The following is a 21,018-nucleotide window of genomic DNA, read 5'->3' as shown; positions in this document are numbered from 1 at the left end:
TCGCCGGGACGGCCACTGACGTGGTCGCCTTCAGCCAGCTCCAGCTGGACGCCTGGCTGGCGGGCCTGCTGCTGCCGTTCCTGCGCGTGCTCAGCCTGTTCGGCGCCGCGCCCATCCTCTCGCACCGCTCGTTCCCGATGCGCGCGCGCATCGCGTCCGCGGGCGCGGTGTCGTTCGCGGTCGCGCCATTCGCCGGCGTGCCCGCGGGCGTTTCGCTCGCGTCGATGGCGGGCCTGGGCCTGGTCGCGCAGCAGGTGGTCGTCGGCCTCGCGCTCGGCTTCGCGGCGCGGCTGCTGTTCTCGCTGTTCGAGATCGCGGGCGAGTTCATCGGCCTGCAGATGGGCTTTTCGTTCGCCGGCTTCTTCGACCCGCACGGCGGCACCGAATCGGCCGTGGGCAGCTGGCTGCACACGCTGGCCATGATGGCTTTCCTGGCGCTGGACGGCCACCTGGTGCTGATCGACGCGTTGGTCGGCAGCTTCAAGGCCGTGCCCATCGGGCCGGACCCCTTCGCCGTCATCGGCCTGCTGCGCCCCGACCGCCTGGGCGGCGAAGTGTTCCGGCTCGCGCTGTCGCTGGCCCTGCCGGCGGTGCTGCTGATGCTGTTCGTGAACCTGGCGCTGGGTTTCGTCTCTCGTGTGGCGCCGCAGCTGAGCATCTTCTCGGTCGGCTTCCCCGTCACGATGCTCGCCGGCCTGGGCGCGCTGCTGATCGTCGCGCCGCAGGTGGAACCGGCGGTGACGGAAGCCTTGAAGCTGCTGCTGGCGCCGCTGGGGTAGGGCGCGACTGTGTCACGATCCGGCCCCACCGGACCGACATGAAACCGCAGGAACGCACGCCCGCCGAAGTCTTCTTCGCCTTTCTCGCGCTGGGCCTCACGTCCTTCGGCGGGCCCGTCGCGCACCTGGGTTACTTCCGCGCCGAGTTCGTCGAGCGCCGGCGCTGGCTGGACGACCGCAGCTACGGCGACCTGGTCGCCCTGTGCCAGTTCCTGCCCGGCCCGGCGAGCAGCCAGGTGGGCATGGCGCTGGGGCTGGCGCGCGCGGGGTGGCTGGGCAGCCTCGCCGCGTGGATCGGCTTCACGATGCCCTCCGCGCTGGCGATGATCGCCTTCGCGTACGGCATCGCGCATTGGGGCGGCGCGGTGTCCGGTGGCGCGGTGCATGGACTGAAAGTCGCCGCCGTCGCCATCGTCGCGCAGGCAGTGTGGGGCATGGCGAAGTCGCTGTGCCCCGACCGGCCGCGTGCGGCGATGGCGATCGCGGCGGCGTTGCTGGTGCTGGCCGCGCCGTTGCCCGCCGCGCAGGTGGGCGTCATCGCGCTCGCGGGCGTCGTCGGGTGGAAGCTGCTGAAGGTGCCCGGCGCGGGACCCGTCGCGCATGTGTCGTACGGCGTGTCACGCCGCGCAGGCGTCATCGCGTTGTCGCTGTTCGCGCTGCTCCTCGCCGGACTGCCGCTGCTGGCCGCGGTCTCCGGCGATCCGATGCTGAAGCTGCTGGACGGCTTCTACCGTGCCGGCGCGCTGGTGTTCGGTGGCGGCCACGTGGTGCTGCCGCTGCTGCAGGCGGCCGTGGTGCCTTCCGGGTTCATCGGCAACTCCGAATTCCTGGCCGGCTACGGCGCGGCGCAAGCCGTGCCCGGGCCGCTGTTCACGTTCGCGGCGTACCTCGGCGCCGCGATGCACCTGCCGATCGCGCCGTGGGCCGGCGGCCTGCTGTTCCTGGTCGCGATCTTCCTGCCGGCCTTCCTGCTGGTGGCCGGCGCGTTGCCGTTCTGGGACGCACTGCGGGGACGCGATGGCGTACGCGCCGCGATGGCGGGCATCAACGCCGCCGTGGTGGGACTGCTGCTCGCCGCGTTGTACGACCCGGTGTGGACCAGCGCCATTCGCGGCCGCGCGGATTTCGCGCTGGCCTTGGCGGCGTTCGGGTTGCTGGTTTACGCGCGCGTGTCGCCCGTGCTCGTCGTGGCGCTCGCGGCGCTGGCGGGCGTGGTGCTGGGCTGAGCGCCGCTGTCGCAAGATGTCGTGACCGGCCCAGAGGGCAGCAGGCCTCCTGCATCCATGCCCCCGCCGCGTCGCGGCGGATCTCATCCGGAAATTCGCGCCAACCTCAAGGCCGCCCGAGCGGCCCCGCACCTCCGCCGCCGATGACTGCCCTCGAGCATCGCGCGCTGTAGGGGCAGGGTGGGGAGGGTCTCCTGCCGTAAGTCAAGGAGGAGCTACGCCGTTCAGGCGGCGGGGGACATGGAGGCAGGAGACCCTCCCCACCCTGGCCCGGTCTTGACGGCGCTCGAGAGCGGCTTCAGAGAATCAGGCTCGCCGGCGCCGCGGGACGACCGTCAGGGGTGCCAACGCGACAATGCCGCCGGTGTCGCCGCGGACTTGCTGCCCGCCAGCGCGTACGACAGCTGGTTGGCCGCGCGGATGACGGCCTTGGCGTGCTTTTCCAGCTTCGCCTTCGTCAGGCGCGAACTGGGCCCCGAGATGCACATCGACCCCAACAGCCGCCAGTTCAACCCGAACACCGGCGCCGCGACGCTGGCGACTTCGGCTTCGCGTTCGCCCAGCGAGATGTGGAAGCCGCGCTCGCGGATGGATTCGTACGGCTCGCCGTGCGCGCCGCTGAAGGCCAGGATGACGCGCCCCGGCGCGCCCTTGTTCAGCGGCAGCCTTTCGCCGATGCGCACGTTGTGCCGCACGGACCGCGGACCTTCCACACGCGCCACGCACGAGCGGACATCGCCTTCGCGCACGTAGAACGACGCGCTCTCGCCGGTGTCCTTCACCAGCTGGTGCAGCGCGGGCTCGACCACGTTGTTGACGTCGAAGCCGGCCTGGTAGCGCGCGCCCAGCCAGCCCGCGGCGGGGCCCAGGCGCCACTGGCCGTCTTCCGTCTGCACCATGTACCGGGACAACGCCAGCGTGCGCGCCAGCCGCAGCGCCGTGGTTTTGTGCATGGCCGAGCGGCGGCTCAATTCGGCGAGCGACAGCGTCGCTTCGCCGACCTCGAAGGCCTCCATCAGCGACAGCGCGCGCGTGACGGCGGTGACGCCGCCTTCCGTGGCGCCTTCGTCCCGGGCCGCCTTCGTGGCTTTCGCCGTCGTGTTGCGCATGACGCACCGTGGTTCGCTGTGTGAAACGGTATTGTACGTGGCGCAACCACTGCCTACAGTTCTCCGCAAGGGGACATTCACGTCCCCATCCAGGAGACAAGCATGCAGATTTCCCGCCGCGCGGCGATCGCCGCCGCCGCCGCCTCGCTGGCCGCCGCCACCGTCACCGCCGCCTTCGCGCAAGGCTGGCCCGCCAAGCCGATCCGCCTGGTGGTGCCGTTCCCCGCGGGCGGCGGCACGGACATCATCGCGCGCGAGCTGGCCAACAAGATGCAGTCGTCCGGCTACAACTTCGTCATCGACAACAAGCCCGGCTCTGGCGGCAACCTCGGCGTCGACGCGGCGGCCAAGGCGCCCGCCGACGGCTACACGCTGGTGATGGGGCAGACCAGCAACCTGGCGATCAACCCGACGCTGTACCCCAAGCTGCCGTACGACCCGGTGAAGGACCTCACGCCGGTGGGCCTGGTGGCGACCTCGCCGCTGGTGATCGTGGCCAGCGCCGAGTCGCCGTTCAAGACGCTGGCCGACGTGGTGAAGGCTTCCAAGGAGAAGCCGGGCAGCATCAACTACGCGAGCTCGGGCAACGGCACGGTTTCGCACCTGGCGGCCGAATCGTTCCAGAAGGCTGCGGGCATCAAGCTCACGCACATCCCGTACAAGGGCGCGTCGCAGGGCGTCACCGACGTCATCAGCGGCCAGGTGCAGCTGTACGTGTCGTCGGTGCCGACGCTCATCGCGCACATCAAGAGCGGCAAGATGCGGCCGATCGCCGTCACTTCGTCCAGGCGGGTGGAAGACCTGCCGAACGTGCCCACCATCGCCGAGAGCGGCTACAAGGGTTTCGACGCGGTGACCTGGTTCGGCATCCTGGGCCCGGCCAACCTGCCCAAGGACATCGTCGCCAAGCTGAACGCCGACATGCAGAAGGCCCTGAAAGACCCGGTGCTGGCCAAGAAGCTGGGCGACCAGGGCGCCGACGTCACCGCCGGTGCGCCGGACGCTTTCGGCAAGCTGATCCACGACGACATCGGCCGCTGGGGAAAGATCGTCAAGGAATCGGGCGCCAAGATCGACTGACGCGCCCGCACGAGGACATCACATGAGCAACGACATCCTGCGCGACTTCGATCGCGTGCCCGCGGCGCTGGTGAAGCAGGCGGCCGAATTTCAGGCCGCCATCCTGGCCGACGTCAACGGCCGCCGCGGCGCGCTGCATGGCCGCATCGCGGCGCTGCGCCCGCGCATGAAGGCCGTGGGCACCGCGCTGACGGTGGACGTGCGCCCCGGCGACAACCTGATGATCCACGCCGCCATCGCGATGGCCAAACCGGGCGACGTGCTGGTGATCGACGGCAAGGCCGACCAGACCGCCGCGCTGATGGGCACCATCATGATGACCGCGTGCCAGCAGCTGGGCATCGCCGGCGTGGTGATCGACGGCGCTGTGCGCGACACGCTGGAGATCGACGAGATGGACTTCCCCGTCTTCGCCTTCGGCAGCAACCCCAACGGCCCGACCAAGAACGTGCCGGGCCGCATCGGGCACCCGATCGCCTGCGGCGGCGTGACGGTGCGCTCGGGCGACCTGGTGGTGGCCGACGCCGACGGCGTGGTGGTCATCGAGCGCGAGCGCGTGGAAAGCCTGCTGCCGCTGGCGCGCAAGAAGGTCGTGGACGAAGCCGCGCGCATCGCCGAGATCAAGAAGGGCAACACCAGTGCGTCGTGGCTGGACGCCGCGCTGCGCACCGCCGGCGTGCTGAAGCAGGGGGAGAGCCTGTGACGGCTCGCCGCGCCATCCTGGTCACGGGCGCCGACCTGGCGCCGCAGGCGCTGGAACTGCTGCGTGACTTCGAGATCGTGTTCGCCGGCAAGACGCCGACGGAGCCGGATCTCGTCGCGCTGTGCAGGCAGCACGACCCCGTGGCGATCATCGTGCGCTACGGCGCCGTCGGTGCCGCGGTCATGGACGCCGCGCCCTCGCTGCGCGTGATCTCCAAGCACGGCAGCGGCACCGACACCATCGACAAGGCCGCCGCGAAGGCGCGCGGCATCGAGGTGAAAGCCGCCGCCGGCGCCAATGCCGCGGCAGTCGCCGAACAGGCGATGGCGCTGCTGCTGGCTTGCGCCAAGTCCGTGGTGAAGCTGAACGAGCGCATGCACGCCGGCCACTGGGACAAGGCCACGCACAAGAGTATCGAGCTGCACGGCCGCACCATCGGACTGGTGGGCCTGGGCGCCATCGGCCAGCGTTTCGCGCGCATGTGCGACGCGATGGGCATGAAGGTGCTGGGCCACGACCCGTTCGCCGGCGAGCTGCCCGCGTACATCCAGCGCGCCGACCTGCCCACGCTGTGGCGGGAGTGCGATGCCATCTCGCTGCACTGCCCACTGACGGCGGACAACCGCGGCCTGATCAACGCGCAGGTGCTGCAGTCGTGCAAGCGCGGCGTGCTCCTGGTGAACACCGCGCGGGGCGGGCTGGTCGACGAAGCGGCGCTGCTGGAGGCAGTGCGCTGCGGCCAGGTGGCCGCCGCCGGCCTGGACAGCTTCGCGGTGGAACCGATGACGGCCGGGCATCCATTCCACGGTGAGCCCAACATCGTCCTCAGCCCGCACATCGGCGGCGTGACCGGGGATGCCTACGTCAACATGGGCGTGGGCGCGGCGCGCAACGTGCTGGCGGTGCCGGGGGCCGCTGTCGCGCAGGCAGCGTGATCGAACGACGGGGTTGAATCCGTGCTTGCGCGCGCGGAACCAGCCCCTATACTTCGCGGCTCGCGGGGACCCGAGCAGACTCCCCGCCCTTCAAGAGGCGCCCCGCCTCCAAGTTCTGCTCCTGATCATGGGCCCGGCCCAGTTGGGAGCGCACTTGATTCCCGCTTTTTCCACCTCCGTTTCGCCGCACGTCAACCGGAACCCCTCCGGAGCAGCCGCATGAACGCGCCGCCTTACACGCTCTGGCAGCTGGTGAAGTACATGCTCGGCCTGGGCACCTGGGGCTTCGGCGGCCCGGTGGCGCTGGTCGGCTTCATGTACCGCGACCTGGTGGAGCGCCGGCAGTGGCTCGCCGAGTCCGACTACAAGGAGGGCATGGTCATCGCCCAGCTGATGCCCGGCCCGCTGGCCGCGCAGCTGGCGATCTACCTCGGTTACGTGCACTACCGCGTGCGCGGCGCCACGCTGGCCGGCGTCGCCTTCGTGCTGCCGTCGTTCGTCATGGTGGTCGTGCTGGGAGCGCTGTACCGGACGTACGGCGGCCTCGCCTGGATGCAAGCCGTCTTCTACGGCGTCGGCGCCTGCGTGGTGGGCATCATCGCGATGAGCGCCTGGAAGCTCACCAGCAAGAACATCGGCACCGACAAGCTGCTGTGGGCCATCTTCCTGGCCAGCGCCGTGACCACGGTTGTCACGCAGTCCGAGGAACTCTGGCTGTTCCTCGGCGCGGGCGTGCTGGTGTGGCTGGTGCGGGCGCCACCGAAGTTCGGCTCGGCCGGCACGATGCAGGCGGCCGCCGCGCCGCTGGCCGCAGCGTTCTCGCTGCAGGCGGTGGACTGGCACCGGCTCGCGCAGATCGGCGCCTACTTCGCATACGCGGGCACCTTCGTCTTCGGCAGCGGGCTGGCCATCGTGCCGTTCCTCTATGGCGGCGTCGTGAAGGAGTACGGCTGGCTGACCGACAGGCAGTTCGTCGATGCGGTGGCGGTGGCGATGATCACGCCCGGGCCCGTCGTCATCACCACCGGCTTCATCGGTTACCTGGTCGCCGGCTTCTGGGGCGCCGTGGCGGCCGCCGCCGCGACTTTCCTTCCCTGCTATTTGCTCACGATCCTGCCCGCCCCCTGGTTCAAGCGCCACGGCAAGCGGCCTGCGATCGCGGCTTTCGTCGACGGCGTCACCGCGGCGGCCATCGGCGCCATCACGGGTGCGGTGATCGTCATCGCGCAGCGATCCATCACCGACTGGTTCACCGCGGCGCTCGCGGCGGCGACGGCGCTGGTGCTCTGGCGGTTCAAGAAGGTGCAGGAGCCGGTGGTCGTGCTGGCCGCCGCGCTGATCGGGCTGGCCGTCTATCCGCTCATGCGCGGCTGATCGACCTGGCGCGGCTCGACCCCGTGGGCGCGCCCGGCTACGCCTGGAACGGCCTGAAGCGCGAGGAGCTGATCGCCACCAATTCCATGCTGCTGCACGAGCTGTATTTCGGCAGCATCGCGGCGCAAGCGCAGGCGATGGAGCCGGCGGGGTTCCCCATGCAGCCGCGGCAGTAGAACCTCCGTAGTCGTGCCGCGCGTTGCGGCGTTGGCGTGATCGCGCCGGCGCTGCAAAAAGTCCGGCTTTCGCGGTGATCGATGCCGGACAATGCCTGCTGCAAGAGGGAGCAGCAGTCTCTGATGTCCACCATCGCAGCGTTTCGCGCGGAGTTCGGCGCCATGGTGCGCCGCCCCATGTTCCGGCGAGGCTTGCTCGACGCCGCGCCCATGTCCCTGGGCATCGTGGCCTGGGGCGTGGTTGCCGGCGTGGCGATGGCCAAGAGCGACATGGGCGTGCCGCTGGCCGTCCTGATGTCGCTGCTGGTGTACGCGGGCTCGGCGCAGATCGCGGCGCTGCCGCTGATCGCGGCCGACGCGCCCATCTGGGTGGTGTGGGCCACGACGCTGTGCGTGTGCCTGCGGTTCATGGCCTTCAGCTTCCACTACCGGCCGTACTTCGAGCACTTGCCGCGCGGCCGCCGCATCCTGCTGAGCTACCTCATGGGCGACACCAGCTTCGCTCTGTTCATCCACCGCTTCCCGAAGCCCGCGCACGGACAGGACCATGTGGACTACTTCCTCGGCGGATCGTTCATCACGTACGGCACGTGGCAGGTGGCCATCGTCACCGGCATCTTCGCGGGCCACGCCATCCCGCCTTCGTGGGGCCTGGGCTTCGCCGGGACGATGGCGCTGCTGGCGCTGACGTGCACGCAGCTGCGCAGTCCTTCCGCCAGCGTGGCGGCGCTGGTCGCCGCTTGCGCCGCCGTTGCGGCGTATGCGCTGCCGCTGCGCCTGAACATCGTGGTGGCCATCGCGGCGGCCATCGCCTTCGGCGTGCTGGCCCGGCATGCGCGGTCACTGCGCGGCGAGGGGGAAGCATGAGCGGCTGGGAGATCTTCTTCACCACGCTGGGCATGGCCATGGTCACGCTGGTGTGCCGCGCGTTCTTCCTGCTGCCCAGGGGCGAGCTGCCGATGCCGCGCTGGCTGCGCGAAGGCCTGAACTACGCGCCCGTCGCGGCGCTGTCGGCGGTGGTGGCGCCCGAGCTGGTGATGACGCAGGGCCACCTCATCCACACCTGGCAGGACGCACGCGTCTTCGGCGCGCTGGCGGGGCTGGCGTTCTACGCGTGGCGCCGCAGCCTGCTGTGGACCATCGTCTGCGGCACCGGCGTGATGCTGGCGTTGCGGTTCGGGTTGGGGTGGTAGCCCGGCCTGGGCTCAGCGCGCGGGCGCGGGATACCGGCGCGCGATGGCGACGTACAGCAACGCGCCTGCCAGCAGCAGGCCGGCGGCGATCCACAACGACACGCCGAACCCGTGCGCCGCGCTGGCGCTGCGCGCCACCAGCCACGCGGCCAGCGGCGGCCCCGCGATCTGGCCCCAGGCCGTAGGCGGCGGTGAGCAGGCCCATGAAGCTGGTGGCCTGCAGCGGCCGCACGCGGCGCACCTCCTGCATCGCGAAGAAGGTGATGGCGGTGAAGGGCAGCCCCAGCAGCAGGCTGCCCGCCGCGAAACCGGCCAGCGTGGGGCTGACCAGGCTGGCCGCCACGCCCACCGCCTGCACCAGGTAGCAGGCCGCCAGGCGCAGCCGCAGGTCGCCGTGCGGGCTGAGCCGCGAAGCGCCGATGGCGCCCAGCATCACGCCCACGCCGAACAGCGGCCAGAACAGGTCCAGCCAGTGCGAGCCGGGCAGGGCCTGCCGCGCGATCACGGGCAGGAAGGTGGCCGTGATGATGTAGCCGATGCCCGCCAGGCCGTACGCCACCGTGAGCAGGGCCATCTCGCCGTTGCCCGCGTCCGTGGACGGCGCCGCGGGTCCGGCGGTCGCATGGCCCGCAGCCGGCGCGGCGATGCCGCGACGCGAATCGAAGACACGCCACACCGCGGACATCAGCAGCGCGGCCAGCACCCCGAACGTGAGCCAGCCCATCGAGGCCGGCGCGTGCATCTGCACCAGCAGGGTGGCGGCCAACCCCGAAGCGACGATGCCCAGCCCCGGACCCACGTAGATCAGCGCGCCCATCGCGGGCACGCCTCGGCGCGCCAGCTGCTCGAGGCAAAAGCCCGATGTGTAGAGGAAGACCACCGCACTGGCCACGCCCGCCGCGAACCGCAGCAGCACCCAGGCGCCCGGCACGTGCAGCGCCATGCCCAGCGTGAGCAGCACCGTGGCGATCAGGCCGCCGCGCACCAGCTTCGGCCCGTTGACCGCGCTCGCCCAGCCGAAATGCCGCCAGATCCACGGCTGGAACGTGCACGCCACCGCGCCCAGCAGGTAGCCCAGGTAGTTCGCGCTGGCGAGCAGGCTGGCGCCCGTGAGGTCGACCGAGCGTTCGGCCAGCATCATCGGGAGCAGCGGAGTGAACGCGAAGCGGCCGATGCCCATCGCGACACCGAGGGAGACGAGGCCGGCGAGTGCGATGGAAAGCGGATTCAGCGGCCGGGTGTGGGTCATGCCGGTGCGAGTGTCGCATGCGTGTTGCCGGGTTCGCATGAGCAAGCGCCATGCGACGCCGGACTAAGATGGCCGCTCACACGGAAGCCTGGACCATGGATCCCTTGCTCTTCTTTCCCGTCGCGGTGCTGATGGCGCTGGCGCCGGGGCCGAACAACTTCTGCGCGCTGAACAACGGCATCCGCCAGGGTGTGGTCGCGGCCTTGGTCGGCACGATCGGGCGCGTGGTCGCCTTCGCGATCTTCCTCGCCATCTCCGCCATCGGCCTGGGCGCGATGCTGCTGGCGTCCGAGACGGCGTTCAACGTCCTGAAGTGGATCGGCGCGGTCTACCTCTTCTGGCTGGGCCTGCGCGCCTGGCGCAGCAAGGACAGCCTGGGCCTCGACGAGCAGGCCGAAGCGGCCGCGGCGCCGGTGCGCCCCATGCGCAGCCTGGTGCTGCAGGAATTCCTGCTGGGCATCAGCAATCCCAAGGCCGTCCTGCTGTTCGCCGCGATCTTTCCGCAGTTCATCGATGCGGCGCAGCCGGCCGCACACCAGTTCCTGGTGCTGGGCGCCACCTACCTGGCGGCGGAGTTCGTGTCGTCGCTGGTGTACGGCCTCGGCGGCCGCCAGCTGCGGCGCGTCATCACCAGCCGCAAAGGCGCGCAGAGGCTGAACAAGGCGACCGGCGGGTTCTTCATCGGCGCCGGCGGGGTGCTTCTGGCGGCGCATCGGTAGCGGGCCGGATCTTCGGCCGCCAGCCGGCATCCGTGCGGAACACCTGCTCCGCCGTCCTGAAGTGTTCCGCCGTGTCCTCGTCGGACTGGTGGCAAGGCTCGTGCTCGCACTGGACCGTGACGTGCGTGATGCCGAACCGGCCGGCGAGCTGCCTGCGGATCTCGGGGAGGATGCTCTTTTCCGCGCCGACGGTTTCATCGTTGACCACGTGAACCGTCAGGCTCACCTTGCCGCTGGTGAGGGCCCAGATGTGCAGGTCATGGATGCTGCGGACACCCGGGACGGCAAGCAGGGTGTCGCGCACGGCTTCCAGGTCCACGTCCTCGGGGACCCCCTCGAGGAGGATGTTCACGCTGGACCTCAGCAGCGACCACGTCCTCGGCAGCACCCAGAGGCCGATGAGGACGGCCACCACCGAGTCGACCCAGTCGTATCCGGTGACCTTGATGATCACGGCGCCGAGAATGACCCCCAGGGAGCCGAGCATGTCGCTCCAGACTTCCAGGTAGGCTCCCTTCACGTTCAGGCTCTCGTCGCGGCCCGAGGCCAGGACCTTCATCGCGGCGACGTTCACCAGCAGCCCGATGATGGCGATCGCCAGCATGCCGGCGGGCTCCAGGTCCGGCGGCTGCTTCAGGCGCCGGTACGCCTCGTACACGATGAACACGGCCGCGCCGAAGAGAAGCAGCGCGTTGAACGCCGCGGCCAGGATCTCGAACCGCGCGTAGCCGAACGTCCGGCGCGCATCCACCGCGCGCCTGCCGACACGGATGGCCACCAGGGCGATGGCCAGGGCGGCGACGTCCGTGAGCATGTGGGCGGCGTCGGAGATGAGCGCCAGGCTTTGCGTGACGATGCCGCCGGCCAGCTCCACCAGCAGGAAGGCGAACGTCAGGCCCAGCGCGATCTTCAGGGACTTCTCGTTGGCGCCCGCCGTGTGGTCATGGCCGGCGTGGGAGCCGCCATGGCCGTGCCCGCCGTCATGGCGATGCCCGGAGTCCGGGGCGTGTCGATGCTCGTGGGCCAATGTCGTTCTCCTTCAGGCGGCATTTGAAACCCTGCAGGAGAAAAAAGGTCAAGCCCTGGAAAAACTCACGAAGAGGGATGGCCGCGGACCGCACCCGTGCGCTGCACGAGTTTCGACGCGATCTGGCCCAGCGGCGCCACTTCGCTCGCCGCGCCCGCCGCGATGGCTTCCTTCGGCATGCCGAACACCACGCAGCTGGCTTCGTCCTGCACGAAGTTGTACGCGCCGCGGTCGCGCATCTCGCGCATGGCCTTGGCGCCGTCGGCGCCCATGCCGGTGAGCATGACGCCGGTGGCGCGCTTGCCGGCCACGCGCGCGACGGACTGGAACATCACTTCCACCGAAGGCTTGTGCCGGTTCACCGCTTCGGTGTCGGTGATGCGGCAGACGTAGCCGCCCATGGCGTGCCGCTCGATGACCATGTGCTTGCCGCCCGGCGCGATGTACACGTGGCCCTGCAGCACGCGGTCGCCGTCGGCGGCTTCCTTCACGCGCAGCGCGCACAGGCTGTCCAGCCGCGCCGCGAAGCTGGCGGTGAAGCCGGGCGGCATGTGCTGGGTGATCACGATGCCGGGCGTCTCCGCCGGCAGCTTGCACAGGATCTCGCGGATGGCCTCGGTGCCGCCGGTGCTGGCGCCGATGGCGATCAGGTGGTCATGCGCCTGGCCGGTGGCCGATGGCTTCGGCACGGAGACGGCGGGCACGGCGGCGGGTGGCATCGCGGCGCGCTTGACGCGCGCTTGCGCGGCGGCGCGCAGCTTGCCGGTCAGTTCGGCGGCCAGCGCCGACAAGCCATTGCGCACGTTGGCGGTGGGCTTGGCGACGAAGTCCACCGCGCCCAGTTCCAGCGCGCGCAGCGTGGTGGCGGCGCCGCGCTCGGTGAGGGTGGAGACCATCACGGCGGGCGTGGGCCGCAGCCGCATCATCCGCTCGAGGAAGGCCAGGCCGTCCATGCGCGGCATCTCCACGTCCAGCGTGATGACGTCGGGGTCCAGCTCGCGGATCTTCTCGCGCGCTTCGTAGGGGTCGGCCGCGCTGCCGATGACTTTCAGGTCGGGGCTGCGGTTGATCAGCTCGGTGAGCACGCTGCGCACCAGGGCGGAATCGTCGACGACGACGACGCGGATCGGATTCATCAGAACAGCTCCACGGCACCGCCGCGCTGGCGCCCGATCTCGGCGCGGTAGCGCGCCTCCTGCACTTCGGCTTCCGTGGCCTGCGCGGCGGGCAGCCGCCGGCACAGCACCTTGCCGCTCCTGGGGAACATGCAGACCTTGCGCGGGAACACGTCCAGCACGTCGCTGCCCATGACGGGGATGCGCTCGCGCGAGAGGTAATCCTTGACGAAGGCCACGTTCTTCTCGCCGATCAGCGTGCCGGCCAGGCTTTTCATCACCGAGCCGCCGCCGAAGATCTTGGCCTGCAGGGCGGAGCGGCGCGCGCCGCGCTTGAGCAGCTCGTTGATCAGCAGTTCCATCGCGAAGGCGCCGAAGCGCCCGCCCGCGGCGGCATCGCCCGCGTCGGGCAGCATGAAGTGGTTCATGCCGCCCAGGCCCGCGCCGGCGTCGTGCAGGCAGGCGGCCACGCAGCTGCCCAGCGTGGTGGTGACGGCGAGCTCCTCGGTGCCGGCGTAGAACTCGCCCGGCAGCACCTTCACCGACGCGCAGCCGAAGTTGCCGTCCCAGAAGAAGAACGAAGCCTCGTGCTCGCGCGGCGTGCGCGCGCGCAGCCTGGCGATCGCCTGGGCCGGCGAATCCTGCAGTGCGGCCTCGGCCATCAGCCGGCCCGCCGGTACACCGTCTTGCCGGTGAGGACGAACAGGTCGCGGTGCTCGGAGAAGTTCTCCGAATGGCCGGCGTAGAGCAGGCCGCCCGGGCGCAGCGCGCCGTGCAGGCGCTCCAGCACCTGGCGCTGGGTCGGGCGGTCGAAATAGATCATCACGTTGCGGCAGAACACGGCGTCGTAGTCGCGCGCGTCCCAGCCGGAAGCGAGGAGGTTGAAGGCCCGGAACGACACGCGCTCGCGCAGCTCGGCTTTCACGCGCGCCTTGCCTTCGTGCGCCCCGGTGCCGCGCTGGAAGAAGCAGCGCAGGCGTTCGGCGCCCAGCGACGAGACGTTCTCCATCGCGTACACGCCGGCGCGGGCCTGGGCCAGCACGCGGGTGTCGATGTCGCTGGCGTCGATCTTCACGCTGGCGCCCGATTCGGCGGCCGTCATGGCGATGCTGTACGGCTCCTCGCCGGTGGACGCGGCGCACGACCAGATGCGGCGCGCGGTGGCCGGCGTCTTCTTCAGTTCCGCCGCCAGCAGCTCGAAGTGGTGCGGCTCGCGGAAGAACGAGGTGAGGTTGGTCGTCAGGCAGTTGATGAACTCCTGCCACTCGTCGCCGCCCGTGCGTTCCAGCGCGTCCAGGTAGTCGCGGAAGCTGCCGTGGCGCGTCTCGCGCAGGCGCCGCGACAGGCGGCCGTACACCATGTTCTGCTTGCCGGGGTGCAGGTCGATGCCGGCCTTGGTCCGGATCAGCGCGCGCACGCGCTGGAAATCGGCGGCGTCGAAAGCCACGTCCTGCGAAGACGTGCCGGGATAGGCGAGGGCGGCGGCGGTCATGGTAGCTCCACGGAACTGCGTGTGGATGGGTGCCGTCAGGCGGCGTGCGGCACGCGGAAGCCGCCCACCAGGCGCGCCAGCGACACAGCCTGGTCCTTCAGGCTTTGCGCGGCGGCGGCGGCTTCTTCCACCAGCGCGGCGTTCTGCTGCGTGATCTGGTCCAGCTGCGTCACGGCCTGGTTCACTTCGCCGATGCCGCCGGCCTGGCCTTGCGCGGCTTCGGAGAGGCCGCCGATGGCGCGGGTGACCTGCTGCACGCTCTTCTCGATGTGCTGCATCGTCTGGCCGGCGTCGCCCACCAGGCGCGAGCCGTCGGCCACGCGGGCGCTGCTGGCGTCGATCAGGCCGCGGATCTCGCGCGCCGCTTCGGCGCAGCGGCCGGCCAGGCCGCGCACTTCGGCGGCCACGACGGCGAAGCCGCGGCCTTGCTCGCCGGCGCGGGCGGCTTCCACCGCCGCGTTCAGCGCCAGCAGGTTGGTCTGGAAGGCGATGCCGTCGATGACGGAGGTGATCTCGCCGATGCGGCCCGAGCTGGCGTCGATGTCGGCCATGGTGCGCACGACTTTGGCCACCACTTCGCCGCCGCGGTGCGCGACGTGCGCGGCCTCGTCGGCCAGCCGGCGCGCGTCGCCGGCGTTGCCGGCCGCGGAGGTCATGGCCTCGCTCAGGGTCGACAGCGTGGCGGCGGTCTGCTGCAGGTTGCCGGCAGCGCGCTCGGTGCGCGAGCTCAGGTCCTGGTTGCCGCTGGCGATCTGCGACGTGGCCACACCCAGGCTCTCGGTGCCGGCGCGGATGCCGCCGACCATGCCGCGCAGGTTGTCCTGCATGGCGGCCAGCGCGGCCAGCAGGTCGCCCACTTCGTCGCGGCGGCCGGCGGGTACGGGTTCGGTGAGGTCACCGCTGGCGATGCGGCGGGCGACGCCCTGCGCCTGGCCCAGGGGAACGGTGATGCTGCGCGCCACCAGCCAGGCCATCGCGGCGCCCAGCAGCAAGGCGAGGCCGGCCAGCGTGGGCAGCAGCTTCATCGCACGGCCGTGGATGGCCGCGCGTTCGGCGTAGACGGCTTGCAGCTGTCCGTCCACCAGCTTGCCCACGTCGGCCAGGCTGGCCAGGTAGGCGCGCGACGCGGGCAGCAATCTCGCGTCGACATCGGCTTGCGCCGCGGCGGCCTCGGCAGGCACCGCCATGCGCTTGAGCAGCCCGGCGCGCAGGTCCACGTAGGCCTTGCGCGCCGTCGCGACGGCTTCCATCCGGGTTTTTTCCTCGCGCGAGGTGAAGCCCGCCTCCAGCTTCTTCTGCAGCGCGCCGATGGCGGCGGAGGTCTGCTTCATCTCGCCGTCCGTCCATTGCGCCAGGCCGGCATGGCTGCCGGACTTGGCGACGGACACGGCGCGCGACACGTTCAGGCGCGTGAGCGATGTCCACTCGTTGACGTCGTCGCGGCGCTGCCTGAGCGAGTCTTCCCGCTCGTCCATCGAGTCGAGCGAGACCAGCTGCGCGACGGCGATGCCGGCGACCAGCACTTGCAGGGCCAGCAGGGCGGCGAAGGCCCCGGCGAGGCGCGTGCGCAGCTTCATCTTCATGTCATGCCTGCCCGGGGATGGAGCCGAGGGCGGCGCCCAGCAGGCACACCATGTCCACCAGCATGATCATGCGATCGGACACGCTGGCGATGGCGGTGACGAAGTCGGCGGCCTGCGCGTCGGCCAGTTCCGGCGGCGGCTTGATGGTCTCGGCCTGCAGGTCCAGCACGTCGGACACGGCGTCCACCACGGCGCCGACCACGCGGTTGTTCACGGCCATCACGATGACGACGGTGAAGGGGTTGTAGGCGACCTCGTCGCAGCCCAGTTTCACGCGCAGGTCGACGATGGGGACGATCACGCCGCGCAGGTTGACCACGCCCTTGACGTAGTGCGGCGCGCCGGGGATGCGGGTGGGATGCTCGTAGGAGCGGATTTCCTGCACCTTCTGGATGTCCACGCCGTATTCCTCGGTGCCGAGGCGGAACGTGAGGTACTCGCCGGCGTGGGGAGCGGCGATGCTGCGGGCGGCTTCCTGGCGGGCGATGTGTTCGCCCTCTTTGATCATGTCCATGTCGGTACGGGTCGTTGGGTGAAGGTGGAGGTGGAAGTCAGGCCGGGACGGCCGCTTCTTCCTGTTGTCGGAAGGCGGCGGCGGAACTGGATAGGGAAGATGCTGAAGGGCAGCCGCGCACGAGCAGGCCCACGTCCAGGATCAGGGCGACGCTGCCGTCGCCCATGATGGTGGCGCCCGAGACGCCTTTGACGCGCTGGTAGTTGGACTCCAGGTTCTTCACCACCACCTGCTGCTGGCCGACCAGGCGGCCCACCTGCAGCGCGATGCGGCGGCCTTCCGCCTGCACCAGCACCAGCATGGGCTGGCCGTTGTCGTCCACCGGCGGCGCGCCGGTGAAGTCGGACAGCGCCACCACCGGCAGCCACTCTTCGCGCACCTTCACCACGCGCGGGCCTTCGGGCATCTGGCGCACCGTGCCGCGCTGGGCCTGGAACGACTCGACCACGCCGGCCAGCGGCAGGATGTACAGCTCGCCGCCGGCTTCCAGCGTCATGCCGTCCATGATGGCCAGCGTCAGCGGCAGGCGCACGCGCACGCAGGTGCCCACGCCCAGTTCCGAATCCAGTTCGACGCTGCCGCCCAGGCCCAGGATGTTGCGGCGGACCACGTCCATGCCCACGCCGCGGCCGGAGATGTCGGTCACGGCTTCGGCGGTGGAGAAGCCCGGCGCGAAGATCAGCTGGAAGACCTCGGCGTCGGTCATGGTGTCGGGCAGCTGCATGCCGTTGCGGCGCGCCTTGGCCAGCAGCTTTTCGCGGTCCAGGCCGCGGCCGTCGTCGTCGACTTCGATGACGATGCAGCCGCCTTCGTGGCGGGCCGACAGGGTCAGCGTGCCGTGCGCCGGCTTGCCCTTGGCGATGCGCTCGGCGGGCAGCTCGATGCCGTGGTCCACCGAGTTGCGCACCAGGTGGGTCAGCGGGTCGGTGATCTTCTCGATCAGGCCCTTGTCCAGCTCGGTGGACTCGCCCACGGTGCGCAGTTCCAGCTGCTTGCCCAGGCGGCCGGCCAGGTCGCGCAGCATGCGCGGGAAGCGGTTGAAGACGTCGCCCATCGGGATCATGCGGATCGACATCACGGCTTCCTGCAGGTCGCGCGTGGTGCGCTCCAGGTCCGACAGGCCACCGGCCAGCTGCTGGCGCGTGGCGCCTTCCAGGCGCGAGGTGCGCTGGGCCAGCATGGCCTGAGTGATGACCAGCTCGCCCATCAGGTTGATCAGCTGGTCGACCTTGTCGAGCGAGACGCGCAGCGTTTCGGTGGTCGCCGCGGGCTTGCGCGCGGCAGCCGGTACGGGAGCAGCCGCGACCGGAGCGGCCACGGGCGCGGGAGCGATCACGGCGGGCGCCGCTTCAGCGGGCCACGGCGCGATGCGGATGCGGTCGCGCGAGAGGTGGAAGCTGCAAAGGTCCAGCAGGTCGGCATCGCTCGCCGTGGTGCGCAGGCGGAAGCGTTGCGTCTTTTCGTCCTGGCCGGGCAGGGCATCGACGCGCTCCAGCTGGCCGCCGACGTTCACTTCGGCGAACAGCTCGACCAGGTCGTCGGCCACGGAAGACGAGTCCAGCGGGCCGGCGGACAGTTCCAGGTCGCGCTGGCCCGCGGGGGCCGGGACGGGCGCGGCGGCCACGACGGGGGCGGGAGCAGGCGCGGGCGCGGCGGCATGGTGCGCGTCGCCGCCGATGTGGGCTTGCAGCGCGGCCAGCAGCGCCGCGGTGTCGGGCGCATCGCCGCCGCCTTGCTGGTGGCGGGCCAGCAGGGCGCGCAGCACGTCGCCGGACTGCAACAGCGTGTCCACCATCGCGGTGGTGGGCTGCTGCTCATGGCGGCGCAGGCCGTCCAGCAGCGTTTCCATCGCGTGCGTCACGTCGGCCACGTCGGAGAAGCCGAAGGTGGCGGCGCCGCCCTTGACGGAATGGGCGCAGCGGAAGATGGCGTTCAGCGTCTCGTCGGACGGGGCGGCCACGTCCAGGTCGACCAGCAGCTGCTCGAAATTGTCCAGGTTGTCGGCGGCTTCCTCGAAGAAGACGCCATGGAATTGGGCGAGGTCGAAATCAGCGGCCATGGCCGGCTCCGTGGGTGGGTTGGGGCACGACGCGCGCCAGCGTGTCCAGCAGGCGCTGCGGTTCGAAGGGCTTCTGCAGCCAGCCGGTGGCGCCGGCCGCGCGGCCTTCGCTCTTGATGGCGTCGCCGCTTTCGGTGGTGAGGATCAGCACCGGCACCTTCCGCCAGCGCTCCTGCGCGCGCAGCGCACGCGTCAGCGCCAGTCCGTCCAGGCGCGGCATGTTCTGGTCGGTGATGACGAGGTCGACGCCGGCGCCCTCGAGGCGTTCCAGCGCCTCGGCGCCGTCGGCGGCTTCGATCACTTCGTAGCCGCCGGTGCGCAGCGTGTACGCCAGCATCTGTCGCATGGAGGCCGAATCGTCGACGGCCAGGACCCGGGTCATGGGGAGAACTCCTTTTCGCGGGCGCACTCGCCCGGATGCGGAGGATTCTTCGGCGGACGGCGCTGCCTTGATGGCCCGGAAAGCGGCGCACAAGGCCGCCTTTTCGCGCGGCTTGCGTGGCGCGCCGCCGGTAACTTCCACGGTCCCGGAGGAAAAAGTGCGCCTGTTGGTCATCGAGGATTCGCCGCTGGACTACGAACTGCTGCTGGCCACGCTGGCCATGCAGGGCGTGGGCGCCACCGGCGTGCGCGTGGAGACGGGCGGGGAGCTGTCCGCCGCGCTGGCCCGCGAGCGCTGGGACCTGGTGATCTCCGATCACGAGCTGCCGGGCTTTTCCAGCGGCGAGGCGCTGGCCATCGTGCGGGCGCTGCCCGCGCCGCCGCCTTTCATCATCGTTTCCGGCGTCATCGGCGAGGAGACCGCCGTGGACGCCATGCGCGCCGGCGCCGACGACTACCTGATCAAGGGCCGCCTCGCGCGCCTGGGCACGGCCGTGCGCAACGCGCTGGCGGCCGCCCAGGCCCGCCGCGACAAGGCCGAGGCCGAGCGCCTGCTGCAGCTGTCGCAGCAGCAGCTGGCCAACCTGTCGCAGCGCCTGCAGTCCATGCTGGACGAGGAGCGCGCGGCCATCGCGCGCGAGATCCACGACGACATCGGCGGCACGCTGACGGCGGTGCGCTTCGACATCGAAGGCCTGCGCCGCCACCTGGCGCCCGGCGCGCTGCCGCGGCTGGAACGCGCGCACTCGGCGCTGACCGAAGCGTCGACCGCCGCCCAGCGCATCCAGCAGAACCTGCGGCCGCCCAGCCTGGACGCCGGCCTGGCCGCCGCGCTGGAATGGCAGGTGCGCCAGTACCGCGAGCGCCACGGCGCCGACGTTCGCTTCGAAGCCAGCGGCGCCAAGCGCGAAGTGCACGAAGCCGCCGCGCTGGCGGTGTACCGCACCTGCCAGGAAGCCTTGACCAACATCGCCAAGCACGCCGCCGCGCGCAGCGTGGAGGTGCACCTGCATCACGGCGCAGCCGTCGTGTCGCTGGAAGTCAGCGACGACGGGCGCGGGCTGGATGCTTCGGCGCTGCTGAAGCCCGGGTCGCTGGGCTTGCGCGGCCTGGCCGAACGGGCGCGCGCCGCCGGCGGAGGCATGGAGATCGGCAGCGGCGGCGGCCGCACCACGTTGATGCTGTGGCTGCCGCGCGCGCCCGCGGAGGTGGCCGCATGACTTCGGTGGTGCTGACCGACGACCACGCGCTGATCCGCCGCGGCCTGCGTGACGCGCTGGGGGACGAAGGCGTCGCGATCGCGGGCGAAGCCGGGTCGTGGGACGAGCTGGAGCCGCTGCTGGCCGTGACGCCGTGCGACGTGCTCGTGCTGGACATCCAGCTGCCGGGTCCGTCGGGGCTGGACATCCTCACGAAGCTGGCCGCGCGGCCGAAGAGGCCGCGCACGCTGGTGCTGTCCATGTACCCGGAAGACCCGTACGCGATGCGTTCGCTGGAAGCGGGTGCGGATGGCTACGTGACCAAGTCGGCGGATACGCGCCAGCTGGTGGAGGCGATCGAGACCGTGAGCCGTGGCGAGCGCTGGGTTTCGTCGCAGATCGCCAGGCTGATCGCGGGTGCGACCTCTTCGTCCGGCGGTGCGCCGCACGACCATCTTTCGCCGCGGGAGCGGTTGCTGCTGGTGCTGCTGGCGCAGGGGCTGGAGCTGGCGGAGTGTGCGCAGCGCCTGGGCGTGGAGCCCAGGGCGGCGGCGGTGTACCGCGCGAGGTTGCTGGAGAAGATGAAGATGGCCGGCAATGCGGAGCTGGCGCATTACGCGAAGCGGCACGGCCTGGCGTGAACCGGCTCCACGCGTTGTCATGGCGGGCTTGACCCGCCATCCATCGCCGGAAACCAACGCCCGCGCTTCACCGATGACGGCGGATGGATCCCGGCGTTCGCCGGGATGACAGGTCAGGGTGAGGGTGCCGTCAGAACGGCTCGAGCGCCACCAGCGTCCGCGCCGCCGCCGCACGGACTTCCGGCCAATGCGACGCTGCCGTCTCGCCATCGCCCGACCGCAGCGCCCGTTCCATCGCGCGCGCCGGCACCGACAGGTCCGGATCCTGCATCATCGCCGCCGATCCCGCGAGCTTGTGGACCAGCGGCGCGAGTTCCTCGCCCGGGAACCCCTCGAACGCCGTCTGCAGCGAGCGCAGCTGCGAAGTCAGCGTCTCGCGGTACATCGCGACCATCTGCGCGCGCGTGGGGGCCGGCAGCAGGGCCAGCAGCTTGAGCATGCCTTCGCATCCGGGCATCGTGTCT

At 70.8% G+C, this 21,018-nt stretch carries 22 protein-coding genes and 1 pseudogene; 12 read left to right on the top strand and 11 right to left on the bottom strand.

The annotated features are described in order from the left end of the window. Positions 1–20: 20 nt before the first annotated feature. Positions 21–779 carry a flagellar biosynthetic protein FliR gene (fliR, locus tag EZ216_RS04035; protein WP_167772825.1) on the top strand — a complete coding sequence of 253 codons (759 nt, stop codon included), beginning with the start codon at positions 21–23 and terminating at the stop codon, positions 777–779. Between the two features lie 38 nt (positions 780–817). Continuing rightward, positions 818–2,005: a chromate efflux transporter gene (chrA, locus tag EZ216_RS04030; RefSeq protein WP_135248270.1), complete on the top strand. Its 1,188-nt coding sequence runs from the start codon at positions 818–820 to the stop codon at positions 2,003–2,005. A 335-nt stretch (positions 2,006–2,340) separates the two neighbouring features. Here chrA and EZ216_RS04025 read toward each other — a convergent pair whose 3' ends face one another. Further along, complete coding sequence (locus tag EZ216_RS04025; RefSeq protein ID WP_135248269.1) at positions 2,341–3,114, bottom strand: IclR family transcriptional regulator; 774 nt, start codon at positions 3,112–3,114, stop codon at positions 2,341–2,343. A gap of 102 nt (positions 3,115–3,216) precedes the next feature. Between EZ216_RS04025 and EZ216_RS04020 the strand changes: the two genes are divergently transcribed. From EZ216_RS04020 to EZ216_RS03990, 7 genes are all read left to right on the top strand, one after another. Beyond that, positions 3,217–4,194: a Bug family tripartite tricarboxylate transporter substrate binding protein gene (locus EZ216_RS04020; RefSeq protein WP_135248268.1), complete on the top strand. Its 978-nt coding sequence runs from the start codon at positions 3,217–3,219 to the stop codon at positions 4,192–4,194. A gap of 22 nt (positions 4,195–4,216) precedes the next feature. Then, positions 4,217–4,897 (top strand): RraA family protein, encoded by a 681-nt coding sequence (locus EZ216_RS04015; RefSeq protein ID WP_135248267.1) that lies wholly within the window; start codon positions 4,217–4,219, stop codon positions 4,895–4,897. Beyond that, on the top strand, positions 4,894–5,832 hold the full coding sequence (locus EZ216_RS04010; RefSeq protein ID WP_135248266.1) for a hydroxyacid dehydrogenase: 939 nt from the start codon (positions 4,894–4,896) through the stop codon (positions 5,830–5,832). Before EZ216_RS04015 ends, EZ216_RS04010 begins: the two co-directional genes overlap by 4 nt. A gap of 219 nt (positions 5,833–6,051) precedes the next feature. After that, on the top strand, positions 6,052–7,206 hold the full coding sequence (locus EZ216_RS04005) for a chromate transporter (protein ID WP_135248265.1): 1,155 nt from the start codon (positions 6,052–6,054) through the stop codon (positions 7,204–7,206). Between the two features lie 23 nt (positions 7,207–7,229). After that, entirely contained in the window at positions 7,230–7,382 is a 153-nt protein-coding gene (locus EZ216_RS21740; RefSeq protein ID WP_239024266.1) for a hypothetical protein, read from the top strand. Between the two features lie 123 nt (positions 7,383–7,505). Continuing rightward, positions 7,506–8,249: an AzlC family ABC transporter permease gene (locus tag EZ216_RS03995; RefSeq protein WP_239024265.1), complete on the top strand. Its 744-nt coding sequence runs from the start codon at positions 7,506–7,508 to the stop codon at positions 8,247–8,249. Further along, a complete protein-coding gene (locus EZ216_RS03990; RefSeq protein ID WP_135248264.1) occupies positions 8,246–8,575 on the top strand; it encodes an AzlD domain-containing protein in 330 nt (109 codons plus the stop codon). Before EZ216_RS03995 ends, EZ216_RS03990 begins: the two co-directional genes overlap by 4 nt. Before the next feature lie 12 nt (positions 8,576–8,587). Here EZ216_RS03990 and EZ216_RS03985 read toward each other — a convergent pair. Further along, positions 8,588–9,824, bottom strand: a pseudogene (locus EZ216_RS03985) (YbfB/YjiJ family MFS transporter). A 95-nt stretch (positions 9,825–9,919) separates the two neighbouring features. Between EZ216_RS03985 and EZ216_RS03980 the strand changes: the two are divergent. Further along, positions 9,920–10,543 (top strand): LysE family translocator, encoded by a 624-nt coding sequence (locus tag EZ216_RS03980; RefSeq protein ID WP_135248263.1) that lies wholly within the window; start codon positions 9,920–9,922, stop codon positions 10,541–10,543. On the opposite strand, the gene EZ216_RS03975 is transcribed toward EZ216_RS03980, so the two are convergent. From EZ216_RS03975 to EZ216_RS03940, 8 genes are all read right to left on the bottom strand, one after another. Next, positions 10,503–11,456: a cation diffusion facilitator family transporter gene (locus tag EZ216_RS03975; RefSeq protein ID WP_239024297.1), complete on the bottom strand. Its 954-nt coding sequence runs from the start codon at positions 11,454–11,456 to the stop codon at positions 10,503–10,505. The two genes, EZ216_RS03980 and EZ216_RS03975, sit on opposite strands and share 41 nt — an antisense overlap. Positions 11,457–11,635: 179 nt before the next feature. Beyond that, positions 11,636–12,709 (bottom strand): protein-glutamate methylesterase/protein-glutamine glutaminase, encoded by a 1,074-nt coding sequence (locus tag EZ216_RS03970; protein ID WP_135249111.1) that lies wholly within the window; start codon positions 12,707–12,709, stop codon positions 11,636–11,638. After that, on the bottom strand, positions 12,706–13,347 hold the full coding sequence (gene cheD / locus EZ216_RS03965; protein ID WP_135248261.1) for a chemoreceptor glutamine deamidase CheD: 642 nt from the start codon (positions 13,345–13,347) through the stop codon (positions 12,706–12,708). Before cheD ends, EZ216_RS03970 begins: the two co-directional genes overlap by 4 nt. Then, on the bottom strand, positions 13,347–14,177 hold the full coding sequence (locus tag EZ216_RS03960; RefSeq protein ID WP_135248260.1) for a CheR family methyltransferase: 831 nt from the start codon (positions 14,175–14,177) through the stop codon (positions 13,347–13,349). The genes cheD and EZ216_RS03960 overlap by 1 nt, the downstream gene beginning before the upstream one ends. A 35-nt stretch (positions 14,178–14,212) precedes the next feature. Next, positions 14,213–15,760 carry a methyl-accepting chemotaxis protein gene (locus EZ216_RS03955; RefSeq protein ID WP_135248259.1) on the bottom strand — a complete coding sequence of 516 codons (1,548 nt, stop codon included), beginning with the start codon at positions 15,758–15,760 and terminating at the stop codon, positions 14,213–14,215. A gap of 1 nt (position 15,761) precedes the next feature. Next, positions 15,762–16,274, bottom strand: coding sequence for a chemotaxis protein CheW (locus tag EZ216_RS03950; RefSeq protein WP_135248258.1), 513 nt, complete (start codon positions 16,272–16,274; stop codon positions 15,762–15,764). A 37-nt stretch (positions 16,275–16,311) separates the two neighbouring features. Continuing rightward, positions 16,312–18,333, bottom strand: coding sequence for a chemotaxis protein CheA (locus tag EZ216_RS03945; RefSeq protein ID WP_135248257.1), 2,022 nt, complete (start codon positions 18,331–18,333; stop codon positions 16,312–16,314). Further along, the gene (locus tag EZ216_RS03940; RefSeq protein WP_135248256.1) at positions 18,323–18,715 is read right to left on the bottom strand and encodes a response regulator; all 393 of its coding nucleotides are present in this window, start codon (positions 18,713–18,715) and stop codon (positions 18,323–18,325) included. The genes EZ216_RS03945 and EZ216_RS03940 overlap by 11 nt, the downstream gene beginning before the upstream one ends. A 70-nt stretch (positions 18,716–18,785) precedes the next feature. Between EZ216_RS03940 and EZ216_RS03935 the strand changes: the two genes are divergently transcribed. Further along, positions 18,786–19,934, top strand: coding sequence for a hybrid sensor histidine kinase/response regulator (locus EZ216_RS03935; protein ID WP_167772824.1), 1,149 nt, complete (start codon positions 18,786–18,788; stop codon positions 19,932–19,934). Next, positions 19,931–20,554 carry a response regulator gene (locus EZ216_RS03930; RefSeq protein WP_135248254.1) on the top strand — a complete coding sequence of 208 codons (624 nt, stop codon included), beginning with the start codon at positions 19,931–19,933 and terminating at the stop codon, positions 20,552–20,554. Before EZ216_RS03935 ends, EZ216_RS03930 begins: the two co-directional genes overlap by 4 nt. A 130-nt stretch (positions 20,555–20,684) precedes the next feature. On the opposite strand, the gene EZ216_RS03925 is transcribed toward EZ216_RS03930, so the two are convergent. Continuing rightward, entirely contained in the window at positions 20,685–20,993 is a 309-nt protein-coding gene (locus EZ216_RS03925; protein ID WP_167772823.1) for an Hpt domain-containing protein, read from the bottom strand. Between the last annotated feature and the right edge of the window lie 25 nt (positions 20,994–21,018).

The organism is Ramlibacter humi, from assembly GCF_004681975.1.
GTDB lineage: Bacteria > Pseudomonadota > Gammaproteobacteria > Burkholderiales > Burkholderiaceae_C > Ramlibacter > Ramlibacter humi.
This window is presented reverse-complemented; position numbering and strand designations above follow the sequence as displayed.